The 12,972-nt window shown below is 46.5% G+C and carries 15 protein-coding genes; 8 read left to right on the forward strand and 7 right to left on the reverse strand.

The annotated features are described in order from the left end of the window. The first annotated feature begins 24 nt into the window (after window positions 1–24). From A9236_RS04515 to bamC, 4 genes are all read left to right on the forward strand, one after another. Window positions 25–1,227, forward strand: a complete 1,203-nt coding sequence (locus A9236_RS04515) for a tryptophan--tRNA ligase (protein ID WP_071465636.1) — start codon at window positions 25–27, stop codon at window positions 1,225–1,227. Between the two features lie 2 nt (window positions 1,228–1,229). After that, complete coding sequence (locus A9236_RS04520; protein WP_255400132.1) at window positions 1,230–1,775, forward strand: bifunctional 2-polyprenyl-6-hydroxyphenol methylase/3-demethylubiquinol 3-O-methyltransferase UbiG; 546 nt, start codon at window positions 1,230–1,232, stop codon at window positions 1,773–1,775. A 110-nt stretch (window positions 1,776–1,885) separates the two neighbouring features. Beyond that, the gene (gene dapA / locus A9236_RS04525; protein WP_071465945.1) at window positions 1,886–2,758 is read left to right on the forward strand and encodes a 4-hydroxy-tetrahydrodipicolinate synthase; all 873 of its coding nucleotides are present in this window, start codon (window positions 1,886–1,888) and stop codon (window positions 2,756–2,758) included. After that, entirely contained in the window at window positions 2,755–3,903 is a 1,149-nt protein-coding gene (bamC, locus tag A9236_RS04530; protein WP_071465637.1) for an outer membrane protein assembly factor BamC, read from the forward strand. Before dapA ends, bamC begins: the two co-directional genes overlap by 4 nt. Window positions 3,904–3,990: 87 nt before the next feature. Here bamC and A9236_RS11155 read toward each other — a convergent pair whose 3' ends face one another. Together A9236_RS11155 and A9236_RS04535 are read right to left on the reverse strand one after the other, a co-directional pair. Beyond that, a complete protein-coding gene (locus A9236_RS11155) occupies window positions 3,991–4,149 on the reverse strand; it encodes a hypothetical protein (RefSeq protein WP_201721718.1) in 159 nt (52 codons plus the stop codon). Window positions 4,150–4,241: 92 nt separating this feature from the next. Continuing rightward, window positions 4,242–5,492 carry a cupin domain-containing protein gene (locus A9236_RS04535; RefSeq protein WP_071465638.1) on the reverse strand — a complete coding sequence of 417 codons (1,251 nt, stop codon included), beginning with the start codon at window positions 5,490–5,492 and terminating at the stop codon, window positions 4,242–4,244. 75 nt (window positions 5,493–5,567) lie between these two features. On the opposite strand from A9236_RS04535, the gene A9236_RS04540 reads away from it, so the two are divergent. After that, on the forward strand, window positions 5,568–6,188 hold the full coding sequence (locus tag A9236_RS04540) for a peptidylprolyl isomerase (protein WP_071465946.1): 621 nt from the start codon (window positions 5,568–5,570) through the stop codon (window positions 6,186–6,188). Between the two features lie 14 nt (window positions 6,189–6,202). Here the strand turns inward: A9236_RS04540 and cysE are convergent, their stop codons facing one another. Beyond that, window positions 6,203–6,961 (reverse strand): serine O-acetyltransferase, encoded by a 759-nt coding sequence (cysE, locus tag A9236_RS04545; protein ID WP_071465639.1) that lies wholly within the window; start codon window positions 6,959–6,961, stop codon window positions 6,203–6,205. 23 nt (window positions 6,962–6,984) lie between these two features. Next, complete coding sequence (locus A9236_RS04550; protein WP_071465640.1) at window positions 6,985–7,731, reverse strand: RNA methyltransferase; 747 nt, start codon at window positions 7,729–7,731, stop codon at window positions 6,985–6,987. Window positions 7,732–7,863: 132 nt separating this feature from the next. On the opposite strand from A9236_RS04550, the gene A9236_RS04555 reads away from it, so the two are divergent. After that, a complete protein-coding gene (locus tag A9236_RS04555) occupies window positions 7,864–8,652 on the forward strand; it encodes an inositol monophosphatase family protein (RefSeq protein WP_071465641.1) in 789 nt (262 codons plus the stop codon). A 31-nt stretch (window positions 8,653–8,683) separates the two neighbouring features. Here A9236_RS04555 and A9236_RS04560 read toward each other — a convergent pair whose 3' ends face one another. The 3 genes from A9236_RS04560 to A9236_RS04570 are packed head-to-tail and all read right to left on the reverse strand — an operon-like array spanning window position 8,684 to window position 10,831. After that, on the reverse strand, window positions 8,684–9,475 hold the full coding sequence (locus A9236_RS04560) for a UDP-2,3-diacylglucosamine diphosphatase (RefSeq protein WP_071465642.1): 792 nt from the start codon (window positions 9,473–9,475) through the stop codon (window positions 8,684–8,686). Further along, window positions 9,472–9,975, reverse strand: coding sequence for a peptidylprolyl isomerase (locus A9236_RS04565; RefSeq protein ID WP_071465643.1), 504 nt, complete (start codon window positions 9,973–9,975; stop codon window positions 9,472–9,474). The genes A9236_RS04560 and A9236_RS04565 overlap by 4 nt, the downstream gene beginning before the upstream one ends. After that, complete coding sequence (locus tag A9236_RS04570; RefSeq protein WP_236638695.1) at window positions 9,950–10,831, reverse strand: tetratricopeptide repeat protein; 882 nt, start codon at window positions 10,829–10,831, stop codon at window positions 9,950–9,952. The genes A9236_RS04565 and A9236_RS04570 overlap by 26 nt, the downstream gene beginning before the upstream one ends. A gap of 60 nt (window positions 10,832–10,891) precedes the next feature. Here A9236_RS04570 and cysS point away from each other — a divergent pair, with 60 nt between their 5' ends. Both cysS and A9236_RS04580 read left to right on the forward strand, forming a co-directional pair. Next, window positions 10,892–12,313 carry a cysteine--tRNA ligase gene (gene cysS / locus A9236_RS04575; RefSeq protein ID WP_071465645.1) on the forward strand — a complete coding sequence of 474 codons (1,422 nt, stop codon included), beginning with the start codon at window positions 10,892–10,894 and terminating at the stop codon, window positions 12,311–12,313. Continuing rightward, the gene (locus A9236_RS04580; RefSeq protein ID WP_071465646.1) at window positions 12,298–12,969 is read left to right on the forward strand and encodes a DNA-3-methyladenine glycosylase; all 672 of its coding nucleotides are present in this window, start codon (window positions 12,298–12,300) and stop codon (window positions 12,967–12,969) included. The genes cysS and A9236_RS04580 overlap by 16 nt, the downstream gene beginning before the upstream one ends. The last annotated feature ends 3 nt before the right edge of the window (window positions 12,970–12,972 follow it).

The raw sequence follows: 12,972 nt of genomic DNA on the forward strand, positions 1-12,972 counted from the left end.
TCACAATAAAGATAAAGAAAAACGATGTTTGCTGAACGTGTTCTCTCCGGTATGCGGCCTACGGGCAATTTACATCTTGGTCATTACCATGGGGTATTAAAGAATTGGGTACGCTTGCAATCGGAATATCCATGCTTCTTTTTTGTTGCTGATTGGCATGCCTTAACAACTCATTATGAAACTCCCGATGTGATTGAGCAATCCGTCTGGGATATGGTGGTTGATTGGTTGGCTGCTGGTGTAGATCCGAATCAGGCAACGCTATTTATTCAGAGCAAGGTGCCCGAGCATGCAGAACTTTTCCTACTGCTTTCGATGGGCACTCCTTTAGGATGGCTAGAGCGCGTTCCAACCTACAAAGACCAGATTGAAAAACTCAAGGAAAAAGACCTGCAAACCTATGGCTTCCTGGGTTATCCACTCCTACAGGCTGCCGATATTTTGATTTATCGTGCCCAGCATGTTCCGGTAGGTGAGGATCAGGTTCCTCACGTCGAAATGACGCGTGAAGTAGCGCGTCGCTTTAACTATCTTTATGGTCGTGAGCCTGGCTTTGAAGAGAAAGCATTAGAGGCTGTTAAAAAATTAGGTAGCAAACGCGCCAAGATGTATTTGGAATTGCGTGTTGCATTCCAAGAGCGTGGCGATGATGAGGCTTTAGAGCAGGCCAAGGCACTATTGCAAGAGGCGCAAAGTTTATCGATGGCTGATCGTGAACGTCTTTTTGGTTTCTTGGAAGGTGCTCGCAAAATTATTCTTCCTGAGCCACAAGCTCTACTGACATCTGCATCACGTATGCCCGGCATTGACGGTCAAAAAATGTCTAAGTCTTATGGCAATACCATTAGTATTCGTGAACAGCCAGAAGATGTGATCAAGAAAATCAGAACAATGCCAACCGACCCTGCGCGTGTTCGCAGAACTGATGCTGGTGATCCAGCGCGTTGTCCAGTATGGCAATTGCATTCTGTTTACTCCAATGAGGAAACGAAACAGTGGGTAGATAAGAGCTGTAAATCAGCTGGTATTGGATGTTTAGAGTGCAAGCAGCCAGTTATTGATGCTATCTTGGCTGAGCAACAGCCCATGTTTGAGCGTGCACAAAAGTATCTTGATGATCCAAGTCTATTGCGCTCGATCATTGCAGATGGTTGCGACAAAGCGCGTAAGGTTGCTCAAGAAACAATGCGTGAGGTCCGTGAAGCAATGGGCTTGGCGTACGATTAAACATTCCCGTTTTTAACTTGACTACTTTGCATAGTTCTCAGCTAGACGCTTCACCTTGGGTGAGGCGTTTTGCTTCTCAGATTCCTAAAGATGGTTTGGTATTAGATCTAGCTTGCGGCGGAGGTCGTCATGCGAATCTTTTAGCAAATTTGGGATATTCGGTTTTGGCAGTGGATCAAGATGTCACTGTGATTGAGCAAAACCGGGGCCCACTGATTCAGAGTCAAGCCCTCAATTTAGAGTTAGATGAATGGCCATTAGAAGGGCAGACATTTCAGGGGATAGTGGTGACAAACTACCTCTTTCGTCCGCATTTAGACCGGTTACCCGGAATGCTCACTAAAGGTGGCGTATTAATCTATGAAACGTTTGCCCAGGGTAACGCCCAATTTGGCAAACCCTCAAGCCCAAATTTCCTCCTAAATACAGGGGAATTACTGGCTTTAGCGGCTCGACATGGTCTTAAAGTGCACGCTTATGAGGATATTTACGTAGATGAACCCAAACCAGCTATGGTTCAGCGCCTTTGCGCCCTAAAAGAAGGGTAAAAAGGGCGCATTCCGTTACAATTTCAAGGTTAAGACAGCTCACAATCGGTATACATTCGGTGACAAATACAGCTCATTCCCAAGGTAGTAAAAAAGCCATTTCTGGCAGCATGCCAGCTATCGTTACGCCGATGTTCGACGACGGCAGTTTAGATTTTGCTGGCCTTAAATCCTTGCTCGATTGGCACGTTGCTGAGGGCACTGATGGAATTGTGATTGTGGGCACCAGTGGAGAGTCTCCAACAGTATCCGTAGAAGAGCATTGTGAACTCATTCGCACTACGGTAGAGCACATAGCAGGGCGCATTCCAGTCATCGCTGGTACTGGCGGAAATTCCACAGCAGAAGCAATTGAGTTAACGCAGTTTGCAAAAAAGGTTGGCGCAGATGCCAGCCTACAAGTAGTGCCTTACTACAACAAGCCGACTCAAGAAGGCATGTACGCACATTTTAAAAAGATTGCTGAGTCTGTAGATTTGCCAGTCATTTTGTATAACGTTCCCGGTCGTACCGTGGCAGATTTGGCCGGCGATACTGTAGTCCGTTTGGCTGCAGTGCCAGGCATCATTGGCATCAAGGATGCAACTGGTAGCTTAGAACGTGGCACTTTATTAATCAATGACCTCAAGCGTGCGGGCCATGCTGATTTCTCGGTGTTCTCGGGTGATGATCTTACTGCTGCAATGTTGATGCTGATGGGTGGCAAAGGAAATATTTCTGTTACCGCCAACGTAGCGCCCCGTCTAATGCATGAGCTCTGTGTCGCTGCCATGGCAGATGATGTCAACAGAACGCGCGAGATTCAGTATCAATTGATTGCTGTACATAAGGCCATGTTTACGGAGGCCAATCCAATCCCTGTCAAATGGGCTCTTCATGAAATGGGCAAGATTACCGCCGGTATTCGCTTGCCATTAACCCCTTTGAGTAACTCACTAAGAGAGCCTTTGAAGGCAGCACTAAAACAGGCCAACTTATTATGATAAATTTGTTTTTATTATCCCGTCGTTTTGTATCGGTTTTGCTCCTGCTTGCAGCTGCGCTTGCCCTATCTTCTTGTAAGTCAGTGACCAGCAACGACACGGTTGACTACAAAAGCTCTGGTGCTGTGCGTGGCCCTAACTTATCCTATCCGCCTGATCTCATCACATCTCAAGCAGATCGTCGATATATTGTGCAAGATGGCACAGCGACAATGTCTGAGTACAACGCGACCGTCAAAAAATCAGTACAAATGCGCAGCAACGTCATGACTGGTATTCCGGGTATGCGTATTGCTAGGGATGGTGAGCGTAGATGGTTGGTTGTTGAGAAGCCAGCCCCTGAGCTCTATCCGCAAATTAAAGATTTCTGGCAAGAAAATGGTTTCTTGTTGGTAGTAGATTCGCCATCAACTGGCATTATGGAAACTGACTGGGCCGAGAATCGCGCCAAGATTGCACAAGACTGGATTCGTTCAACGCTAGGCGGTGCATTAGATTCAATTTATGACACCGGTGAGCGTGATAAGTATAAAACGCGTTTAGAGGTGAGCAAGCCTGGTGAAACAGAAATCTATATTACTCAAAAGGGCGCCATCGAAAAATGCGTTACCGACAGCACTACCACTGCATGTAACTCAACCATTTGGACTCCTCGTCCCAATGACCCAGAGTTAGAAGCTGCTTTCTTGGCGCGCTTGATGGAACGTCTTGGTATGACACAAGAGCAAGCTAAGGCATTGGTTGCCGCTCCTTTGGGCCCCAAGACGCCTAAGGCCAAGTTTGTTCAAGAAGGTAATAACAAAGGCTATATCGAGCTCAGCTCAGGCTTTGATCGTTCTTGGCGCGATGTAGGCCTAGCATTGGATCGCTCAAACTTTACCGTTGAAGATCGTAATCGTGCGGATGGCGTTTACTTTGTTCGGTATGTCAATTCTAAGGATGTCTCCGATACAAATGGATTCTTCTCAAATTTATTTAGTAGCAAGGATGATTCAAAACTTCAGGCTAAAAAGTATCAAGTTATCGTTAAGAGCACGGGTGAGAATTCAGCGAACGTCTATGTTCAAGATGCAGATGGTAAGCCTGAAAACACACCAGCTGGATTCCAGTTGTTAACATTGTTGACTGATCAACTAGCTAAATAAGAGATATTGAACTACGCACTCATTGGCAGAAATTCGAGTGCAATAAAAAAGCCGCTTTGCAGCGGCTTTTTTTCTTCAAGAAGAAGATTACTTCTTAGCGTCAGCAGCAGGAGCAGCTGGAGCAGCAGCAGGAGCTTCAGCAGCAGGAGCAGCAGCAGGAGCTTCAGCAGGTTTTGCTTCTTCTTTTTTACCGCAAGCGGCCAAAGCGATAGCTAACATTGCAACGAATACGAGTGACTTCTTCATTTGTAATTTCCTCTTAAAAAATTAAACACCAATTATCGATAATTGTTGTGGGATCTACCAAGGGCAAATCCCTAGGTAATTTCCTGTATTTATTATATCCATCTCGCCGGCACTTTCTCAAAAATCAGCCAGCCGGCTAGGTAGGCCTCGTAGAGACTTGATTTGTCGATCTTTTTAAGATTTTTGACCTGCAAATACTTATTGGCTGAAAGACTCACCCAAGCCTTGGTGATCTCAGAAGACTGGTCTGCCGTCATCTCATCCCCATTGCAAAAAACCCTCTTCCCAAGGCTCAAAATACGGGTTTGAGGATGGGCGGAGATGCCTAAAGTCCCTAACTTACTTAGAAAACTCTTCGGGCTTAATGGCGGGGCCGGAGAATCAAATAAAGCTTGTTGCTTTGGTTCGGATAGGTATGCGGTGATGCCTGGCAAAAAGCGATCAATTTGGTCTAGTTTTAGCCTACTCAATTGCTGCTTTAACTGTTCAATAAGCTCAGCTGGTAATTGCTCGGCAACATTGGTGGCATTTTGTTTGGGGTCAGCAAATTTACGATCCAGCTCTGGGAGATCTTCAAGAGATTCAGCAAGTCGCCATAATCCCTCTTGAAGCAGCTCTTTAAAACTGGGAGAGCGAAAACCGACAGACCAAGTTTGACATCCTGCATCTAGTGCAATCCCATCATGAGCAATATGCGGGGGAAGATACAACATATCGCCTGGCTCTAATATCCACTCTTGTTCATATTTAAACTTCTGCAAGATTTTCAAGGGTAGATTGGGATTTAGACTCAAGTCCTTTTGTGCGGAGATGCGCCACTTTCTGCGTCCAGACATCTGAATTAAAAAAACGTCATAAGAGTCAAAGTGGGGTCCAACACCACCACCAATCCCAGCCACGCTCACCATTAAGTCATCTAAGCGAGCATCTGGAATGAATCGAAACCAGGAGAGAATCTTCTTGGCCGCAGGGTGGTGTGCATCCATGCCTTGTAGCAATAAAGTCCAATTAGGCTTATTAAGCGCTGGGATCGCTTTTTTCTCAAATGGCCCATGATCAAAACGCCAAGGTGAAGATCGGATGAGGCGTGACTCCACTTCCTCTTTGTCGGCAAATCGAACGAGCTCCTCATACGAAATTGGGCTATCCAACGGTTCTTGATTCTGAGAGCAGAGGGCAAAGGCGGGGATGGCACCTCGTACTAGTAGAGGCTTTTTATGCCAGTATTGCTTCATAAATTGGTCAGGGCTAATTCCGCCAAATAAGGCCCAGGGTGCATTTAAAGGCAGGTTTTGGGGTGCTTGCGGTGGTTCATAGGGCTTGCTCAAGTAAAATGAAGTCATAAATAGAGGCTGGCAGTAAATGGCTGATGTTGGCTAGAGTTAACTGATTAAAAACGAATGTACGACAAATTACGCATGAAGATTGAAAAAAATACTATCGTATCCCTTCGATATAAATTAACTGATGCTCAAAATAATGTCATCGAGGAACCAGATTCTCCGATGGTATACCTGCACGGTGGCTACGACGGTACTTTTCCAAAAATTGAGTCCTTGCTCGATGGTCAAGATATTGGCTATGAAGCCACAATTCAGCTGGAGCCAAATGAAGCATTCGGTGAGTACGACCCTGAATTGCTCAAGATAGAGCCACGCGCCCGTTTTCCAGAACCATTAGAAGTTGGCATGCAATTTGAGGGTGTACCTGATGCGGATACTTCTTCAGAGAATGAGCTAGATAATCTAGCTGCGAATGCCGATGATTCTGATGATGAGCCGCTAATCTATACCGTTACGGATGTTGCGGATAGCCAAGTAGTGCTTGATGGTAATCACCCATTGGCGGGTATGGCTTTGCGTTTTTGGGTTCAAGTGGAAGACGTACGTGCTGCTACTGAAGATGAGATCGAAAATCGCCATCCTGAGGGTGGTGAAAACTTTACCTTCGGCATGCCCAATGACGATGCAGATGATGAAGAAGATTTCTTAGAGCAAGCTTTGGGTTTACAAGGTCAGGCGCCGCGTACCCTGCATTAATGGGCTAAGGAGTATTACTCCTTAAGCCATTCCTTCATGGCGCCAAGATCCCGCTTGGTATCGCTGCTAGCTGTAGGATCGCTTGGTGTGTTGCTGAGTTTTGCTAAGGCTTTTTCAAGCTGAGCGATTTTGGCTTCCTGTTCAATCGTGGCATCTATTAAACCCTTGAGTGCCATTGATACAGGATCATCCACATTGGGTGTGACGCCATATGCAGAAAAATATTCTTTAGTTTTGCTATCTACGCTCTGTGGTAAATCGGGATGCAAAACCCGCGCAGGAATACCTACTGCAGTTGCACCTGCTGGAATTTCTTTGAGAACGACTGCATTAGAGCCAATACGCGCACCATCACCAACTGTAAAGCCACCGAGTACTTTTGCACCAGCACTAACAACAACCCCTTTACCCAAGGTAGGGTGACGCTTTACTCCCTTATAAAGAGAAGTGCCACCCAGCGTAACACCTTGGTAGATTGTGCAGTCATCACCTATTTCGGTAGTCTCGCCAATCACAATCCCAAGACCATGATCTAAAAACACACGTTGCCCAATCTTCGCTCCCGGATGAATTTCAATGCCGGTAATGAAGCGTGACACCATTGAGAGAACCCGCGCAATCCACTTGAGACCTATGTTCCATAGCGCATGAGAAATACGATGAAACCAAACGGCATGCAAGCCTTGGTAGCAAGTAATCACCTCAAGGCGGTTTCTTGCGGCAGGATCACGAACGATGATGGAGTCGACTTGGTCGAAGAGGGAATTAAACATGTCTAGATTTTAACGGGGCTGGCTTATTTTCTCAGGAGCATCTGTTTTGCGATGCCACGTAGTAGATCAATTTCTTCCTTACGCAAACGACTGCGAGCAAATAAAGCCTCTAAGCGGGGCATCAATTTCTTGGGATTTGCAGGGTCAAGGTAGCCAATAGCCTCCAGACCATCGCGCCAGTGTTCCAGCATGGCGGCTACAGCGGCTGGATCGGCATAATTTGATAATTCTGTATTGCCAGCCAAATCCTTGGAAACAAGCACTTTAAGAGCTTCTCTGAGGGTGTAGGCGCATACCATGAGGGCTTGAGCCAGATTTAATGAGGGGTAGTCGGGGTTGGCATCTAACCAAACGCGATGGGTGCATAAAGACAGGTGGTGGTTCTCAAGTCCTGTTCTCTCTGGACCAAATACCAAGGCAACGCGCCCTTGATCGCGTACTGTTTGAGTGATGAGCTCTCTTGCGGATTCCCAAGCCAAAGCGGGCGGCCCGAATTCACGTTCACGGCTTGTAAGGCCTAAAACTAATGAGCAGCCCTGGACAGCATCATCAAGGGAGCCCAATTCTTCTGCAGACTCAAGAAGGTCAGACGCTCCGCTAGCGAGGGCAATCGCCTCTGGCTGTTGAGCAATACCTTTGATTTTGGGATCAATCAAGCATAGGTCTTTAAACCCCATGGTTTTGAGGGCTCGCGCTGCTGAGCCCACATTGCCAGGGTGACTTGTTTCTACGAGAACCCAGCGTACTAGCTGAGCTTGGTGCTTATCCATGGGCTTCTTAAATTAGGTACGTTAAGGGTAAAGAATGCAAATCGTTTAGAATCAGGGTATTAGCTTCTTATTGTCATGCACTTTAGGCAATATCACAGGCTCGTTCTTATTTAATTTGTCCATCAAAATACTATGCATCCCATGTTAAATGTGGCCATAAAGGCCGCCCGTCGTGCTGGAACCGTTATAAATCGTGCCTCTCTGAATTTAGAGCGCCTCCAGGTTGATCGCAAGCAGCACAATGATTTTGTGACTGAGGTGGACAAAGCCGCGGAAGCGGCCATCATTGAGACCTTGAGCGAAGCCTATCCGACCCATGGATTTTTGGCTGAAGAAACAGGCGAACACAATGTTGATGCAGAGAACGTATGGATCATTGATCCATTAGATGGCACAACCAACTTTATTCATGGCTTTCCACAGTATGCGGTTTCAATCGCCTTAGCCGTAAATGGCGTTACTCAACAAGCTGTGGTTTACGACCCAACCCGCGATGAATTATTTACCGCCACTCGTGGTGCAGGGGCTTATTTAGATCGTCGGCGTTTACGGGTTGCTTCACAAGACCGTTTAGCAAACTCTTTAATTGGAACTGGCTTTCCGTATCGCGAAGATCAAGATTTAGAAAAGTATCTCAAGATTTTTGCAGAGATGTCTCGTCAGTGCGCTGGCTTACGTCGTCCTGGTGCAGCCTCTTTAGACTTGGCTTATGTGGCAGCCGGCCGCTACGATGGTTTTTTTGAGAGCGATCTCAAGCCATGGGATATGGCAGCAGGCGCTTTACTCATTACTGAGTCTGGTGGCTTGATTGGCAATTATCGCGGTGAAGAGGGTTTTCTAAAGAGTGGCGAAGTGATGGCTGCTAATCCGCGCATATTTGCCCAGATGGTTCAATGCCTCTCTAAATACTCAGTTTCTTAAGCAAAAAACAATCAGCGCAGCATTGATCTGCTTAGGATTTATTAACTAGGTCAATAAAGTGCTCGCCTTGGTCATTAATCAGGAGTGTGTTTGCTCTGGGATTGCCTGCTTCTGGATGATCTAGGTCCCAATCTGATAAGACCCAACGTTGCCAAGATTGTTCACCCAACTGCTCTACATGATGCGCAGGTAAGTGGGTATGCCCATGGATTAACTGATCACCTGTATGCGAACGTAATGTCGCTGCACATGCCTCAAGGGTCACATTCATCTTCATTAGATTTTGTGGCTGGGAGGATTTAGTCTTGTGTTGATATTGCGCATGACTATTGCTACGCAAATGATTTGCGATAGAGCGACGCCACCCCAATGGCAAAGACAAAAAAAGCTTTTGAACCCAAGTTTTTCTGACCCAGCTGCGAAACACTTGGTAGCCAAGATCAGCGGTACACAACGCATCCCCATGGGCAAGTAAATACCGCTTTCCAGCAATTTCAACCATGGATGGATCTGGCAACAATGTCATGCCCGTCTTCTTTAAAAAAGCAGGCCCCACTAGGAAGTCACGGTTCCCGTGAAGGTAGTAGGTTTTGGTCTTAGTGGATAAATTAGCGAGGGCGCGCTTTACTTCCTGCTGAAAGGGGGATTGGGATGAAGCATCATCACCAACCCAGTATTCAAAAAGATCACCCAGAATGAAAACCGCCTCAGCTTGTACAGCATCTTTTTCACAGAAGTCAAAAAAACGTTGCGCCGTCAAGGGCATTGACGGCGTCAGGTGTAAGTCTGAGATGAGCAGCGCGCTCGCGTATTGCGGGATCATTCCTCGAGAACAGTGGCCTTCTCAATCACAACATCTTCTGCAGGAACATCTTGATGAAAGCCGGCATTTCCTGTTTTGACCTTACGAATGGTGTCAACAACATCTAAGCCATCAGTCACTTTGCCAAATACTGCATAGCCCCAGCCTTGAGCGTTAGGAGCAGTGTGATTCAAAAAATCATTGTCATTCACGTTAATGAAAAATTGCGCAGTAGCAGAGTGAGGATCGCTAGTGCGAGCCATTGCAACAGTGCCACGCTCATTCTTTAGGCCATTATTGGCTTCATTTTCAATTTCAGCGCCAGTAGGCTTTTGTTTCATGCCGGTAGTCATGCCGCCACCTTGAATCATGAAATTATTAATCACACGGTGAAAGATCGTGCCATCGTAATGACCACTTTTGACATATTGTAAAAAGTTAGCAACGCTCTTTGGTGCCTTAATTGCATCAAGGGTGAGGGTGATATCACCCTTATTAGTTTTTAGAAGTACTTTCGCCATTGTTTGATTTGCTTTCTGGTGAGTTAATGGATGGATTGCTTAAGCTGCTGTTAGAGCTGTTGTTGACTCTGGTTTGAGGTTTCAATAGGTTCAATAAATATTTGGCCCGATTGGCATACAGGCGTTGGTTAAGCTGGGTATTGGCCGCTGCATCCTCATAGGCTTTGGCACCCAGTCTGACGTAGACCTCGCCTAAATTCGCGGCAGCAGTGCTGTAGCTGGGACGAAGCTTTAATGCGAGTTCTAAATAGTCACGAGCCTCAATCCATTTGTCTTGAGTAGCTGCGATTGCTGCAAGGTTGTTATAAGGCTCTGGCAGCTCGGGAAATTGCTGTGTAATTTCAATTAAGGTTTTCTTGGCACCGGCAAAATCGCGCATCTCTAGTTGCAAACGTGCTTTTACATAGCGCAGTTGGACATTGCGAGGTGTCATTTTGAGTTTGACGTTGATTAAATCAATTGCATCTTGATATTTACGTGCTTTCACCAATCTCTCAACATCGGATGGCACGGCGTTCTTAGTAACTGGGTCTGGTTCAATAATTAAGAAAGATAAAAAAGGAACGGCAACAGTTTCGGATAGCTCGGGGTTGAGCGGATCATACGGAGCATCAGTTGAGAGTCTTGGAGGGTCGATAGGCCCATAACCACCTAAATAAGCTTGGGTCTTAGCCTCAGGAGAATTCGCCTCATGCTGATTAACGGCTGCAATTTCAGAGTTGGCTTGTTGTTGGGCTGGGGTGCTACACCCAGTTACGAGCAAAAAGCTAGCAAGGACGGCAAAAACCTGAAAAAGGGTGGAAATAGGCGCTTTGAGGGTTGCAAACATAGGGGAAGGGGTGAAAAACTGGCTCATTCGATATACTCAGCGCTCAGTCTAACAAATTGGCGCTACTTGCCTCACCTTTATAGCCCTATGCTGCAAATCTATAATACCCTCAGCCGTTCTAAACAGGTTTTTAAGCCCATCCTACCGGGCAAGGTGAAGATGTATGTCTGCGGCATGACAGTCTACGATTTTTGTCATATTGGCCATGCTAGGGTCATGATCGTATTTGATATGGTGGTTCGCTGGCTCAGGGCTAGTGGTTATGAGGTTCTTTACGTGCGCAATATCACTGATATTGACGACAAAATTATCAACCGCGCCACTGAGAATGGTGAGCCGATTGCTGCGCTAACAAACCGATTTATTGATGCCATGCATGCTGATTCTGATGAGTTAGGTCTCATGCATCCCGATCTAGAGCCTCGTGCTACGGATTACATCAAGCAGATGCAAGGCATGATTGGCAAGCTGATTGAAAATGAATTGGCTTACCAAGGCGAAGATGGTGATGTCAACTTCGCTGTACGTCTGTTGCCACGGTACGGCCAACTCTCTGGCAAGACTCTTGATGAACTCCATGCGGGTGAACGTGTTGCAGTAGGTGGTGGTAAGCGCGACCCACTCGATTTTGTTTTGTGGAAGAGCGCTAAACCAGAGGAGCCATCAGATACCCGCTGGAGCTCACCTTGGGGTGAAGGTCGTCCAGGTTGGCATATAGAATGCTCAGCGATGGCTTGTGACTTGCTTGGCGAGCACTTTGATATTCATGGTGGTGGCGCAGACCTTCAATTCCCTCATCACGAAAATGAAATCGCTCAAAGCGAGGGTGCTCTGTATGGACAAGGTCGCAAAGAGGATGACGCGCCGTTTGTCAATTATTGGATGCACAACGGACATATTCGCGTTAATGAAGAGAAGATGTCTAAATCCTTGGGTAACTTCTTCTTGATTCGGGATGTCTTAAAAAGCTTTGACCCAGAGGTCTTGCGATTCTTTATGCTTAAAGCGCATTACCGTAGCCCTATAAATTACAGCGATGCTCAGCTTGAAGAAGCTCGCGCTGGTTTAGTTCGTCTATACACCGCCTTAGCCCAAGCGCCAATTGCCCGGAATAGTTTGATTGATCCAAAAAACCCATGGGCTCAACGTTTTGCCGATGCCATGAACGATGACTTTAATACGCCTGAAGCGATTGCAGTGTTGTTTGATTTGGCGAGCGAAGTCAATCGTGCGCAAGGTGATGAAAAACAGATGCTTGCATCTACGATGAAGGCACTAGGCGCCACTCTCAATTTCCTGCAAAGAGATCCAACTGCATTCTTGCAAGGGGGATCTAAAGACGAGAGTGGTTTAAGTCCAGCGCACATCGAAGAGCAGATTGCTGCCCGGGTTTCAGCTAAACAAGCAAAAGATTTTGCATTGGCTGATTTAATACGTAAAACTTTATTAGAGCAGGGCGTTGTTCTAGAAGACAAGCCCGGCGGCATTACTGAATGGCGAAGAGCTTAGTGTCACCAGTAAAAGAGGAATCGATTATCGAAGAAATCGCTCCTACGTACTGGGAGCAGGCTTGTGCTGAACTTATGAAGCATGACCGCATCATGAAAAAGCTGATCCCTAAGTACGGTTCCGGTTTTTTAGTTACCCGTGGTGACGCATTTACAACTTTAGCAAGAGCGATCGTTGGCCAACAAATCTCAGTTGCTGCTGCGCAAACAGTTTGGGGTAGAGTGCTCATTGCCAGCAAGAAAAAAGTAAACCCTAAAAATATATTAGCGCTCACAGTTGAAGAATTGCGAGCTGCAGGTTTATCGGGGCGCAAGGTTGAATATATCCGCGATCTGGCTGATCACTTTGATTCTGGGCGTTTACATGCCGATCAATGGAAAGATATGGACGATGAAAGCGTCATCAAAGAATTGAGCTCCATTCGGGGAATTGGCCGCTGGACGGCTGAAATGTTCCTCATTTTTAATATGGTTCGCCCTAATATCCTTCCGCTGGACGATGTTGGTCTAATTAAGGCTATTTCCCTCAATTACTTCAGTGGTGAGCCTGTTAGTCGCCATGAGGCGAGGGAGGTGGCAGCCAATTGGGCCCCGTGGCGCACGGTTGCGACCTGGTACATGTGGAGAAGTATCGACCCCATCCCAGTTGAACATTAAAAT

The organism is Polynucleobacter sp. QLW-P1DATA-2 (assembly GCF_001870365.1).
In the GTDB taxonomy this organism is placed as follows: domain Bacteria; phylum Pseudomonadota; class Gammaproteobacteria; order Burkholderiales; family Burkholderiaceae; genus Polynucleobacter.

Coding starts and splice junctions, on each gene's coding strand:
- cysS (WP_071465645.1), top strand. CDS start 10,892: ATGCTGCAAATCTATAATACCCTCAGCCGTTCTAAACAGGTTTTTAAG.
- A9236_RS04540 (WP_071465946.1), top strand. CDS start 5,568: ATGAAGATTGAAAAAAATACTATCGTATCCCTTCGATATAAATTAACT.
- A9236_RS04535 (WP_071465638.1), bottom strand. CDS start 5,492: ATGACTTCATTTTACTTGAGCAAGCCCTATGAACCACCGCAAGCACCC.
- A9236_RS11155 (WP_201721718.1), bottom strand. CDS start 4,149: ATGAAGAAGTCACTCGTATTCGTTGCAATGTTAGCTATCGCTTTGGCC.
- cysE (WP_071465639.1), bottom strand. CDS start 6,961: ATGTTTAATTCCCTCTTCGACCAAGTCGACTCCATCATCGTTCGTGAT.
- A9236_RS04555 (WP_071465641.1), top strand. CDS start 7,864: ATGCATCCCATGTTAAATGTGGCCATAAAGGCCGCCCGTCGTGCTGGA.
- A9236_RS04560 (WP_071465642.1), bottom strand. CDS start 9,475: ATGATCCCGCAATACGCGAGCGCGCTGCTCATCTCAGACTTACACCTG.
- bamC (WP_071465637.1), top strand. CDS start 2,755: ATGATAAATTTGTTTTTATTATCCCGTCGTTTTGTATCGGTTTTGCTC.
- dapA (WP_071465945.1), top strand. CDS start 1,886: ATGCCAGCTATCGTTACGCCGATGTTCGACGACGGCAGTTTAGATTTT.
- A9236_RS04515 (WP_071465636.1), top strand. CDS start 25: ATGTTTGCTGAACGTGTTCTCTCCGGTATGCGGCCTACGGGCAATTTA.
- A9236_RS04570 (WP_236638695.1), bottom strand. CDS start 10,831: ATGAGCCAGTTTTTCACCCCTTCCCCTATGTTTGCAACCCTCAAAGCG.
- A9236_RS04580 (WP_071465646.1), top strand. CDS start 12,298: ATGGCGAAGAGCTTAGTGTCACCAGTAAAAGAGGAATCGATTATCGAA.
- A9236_RS04550 (WP_071465640.1), bottom strand. CDS start 7,731: ATGGATAAGCACCAAGCTCAGCTAGTACGCTGGGTTCTCGTAGAAACA.
- A9236_RS04565 (WP_071465643.1), bottom strand. CDS start 9,975: ATGGCGAAAGTACTTCTAAAAACTAATAAGGGTGATATCACCCTCACC.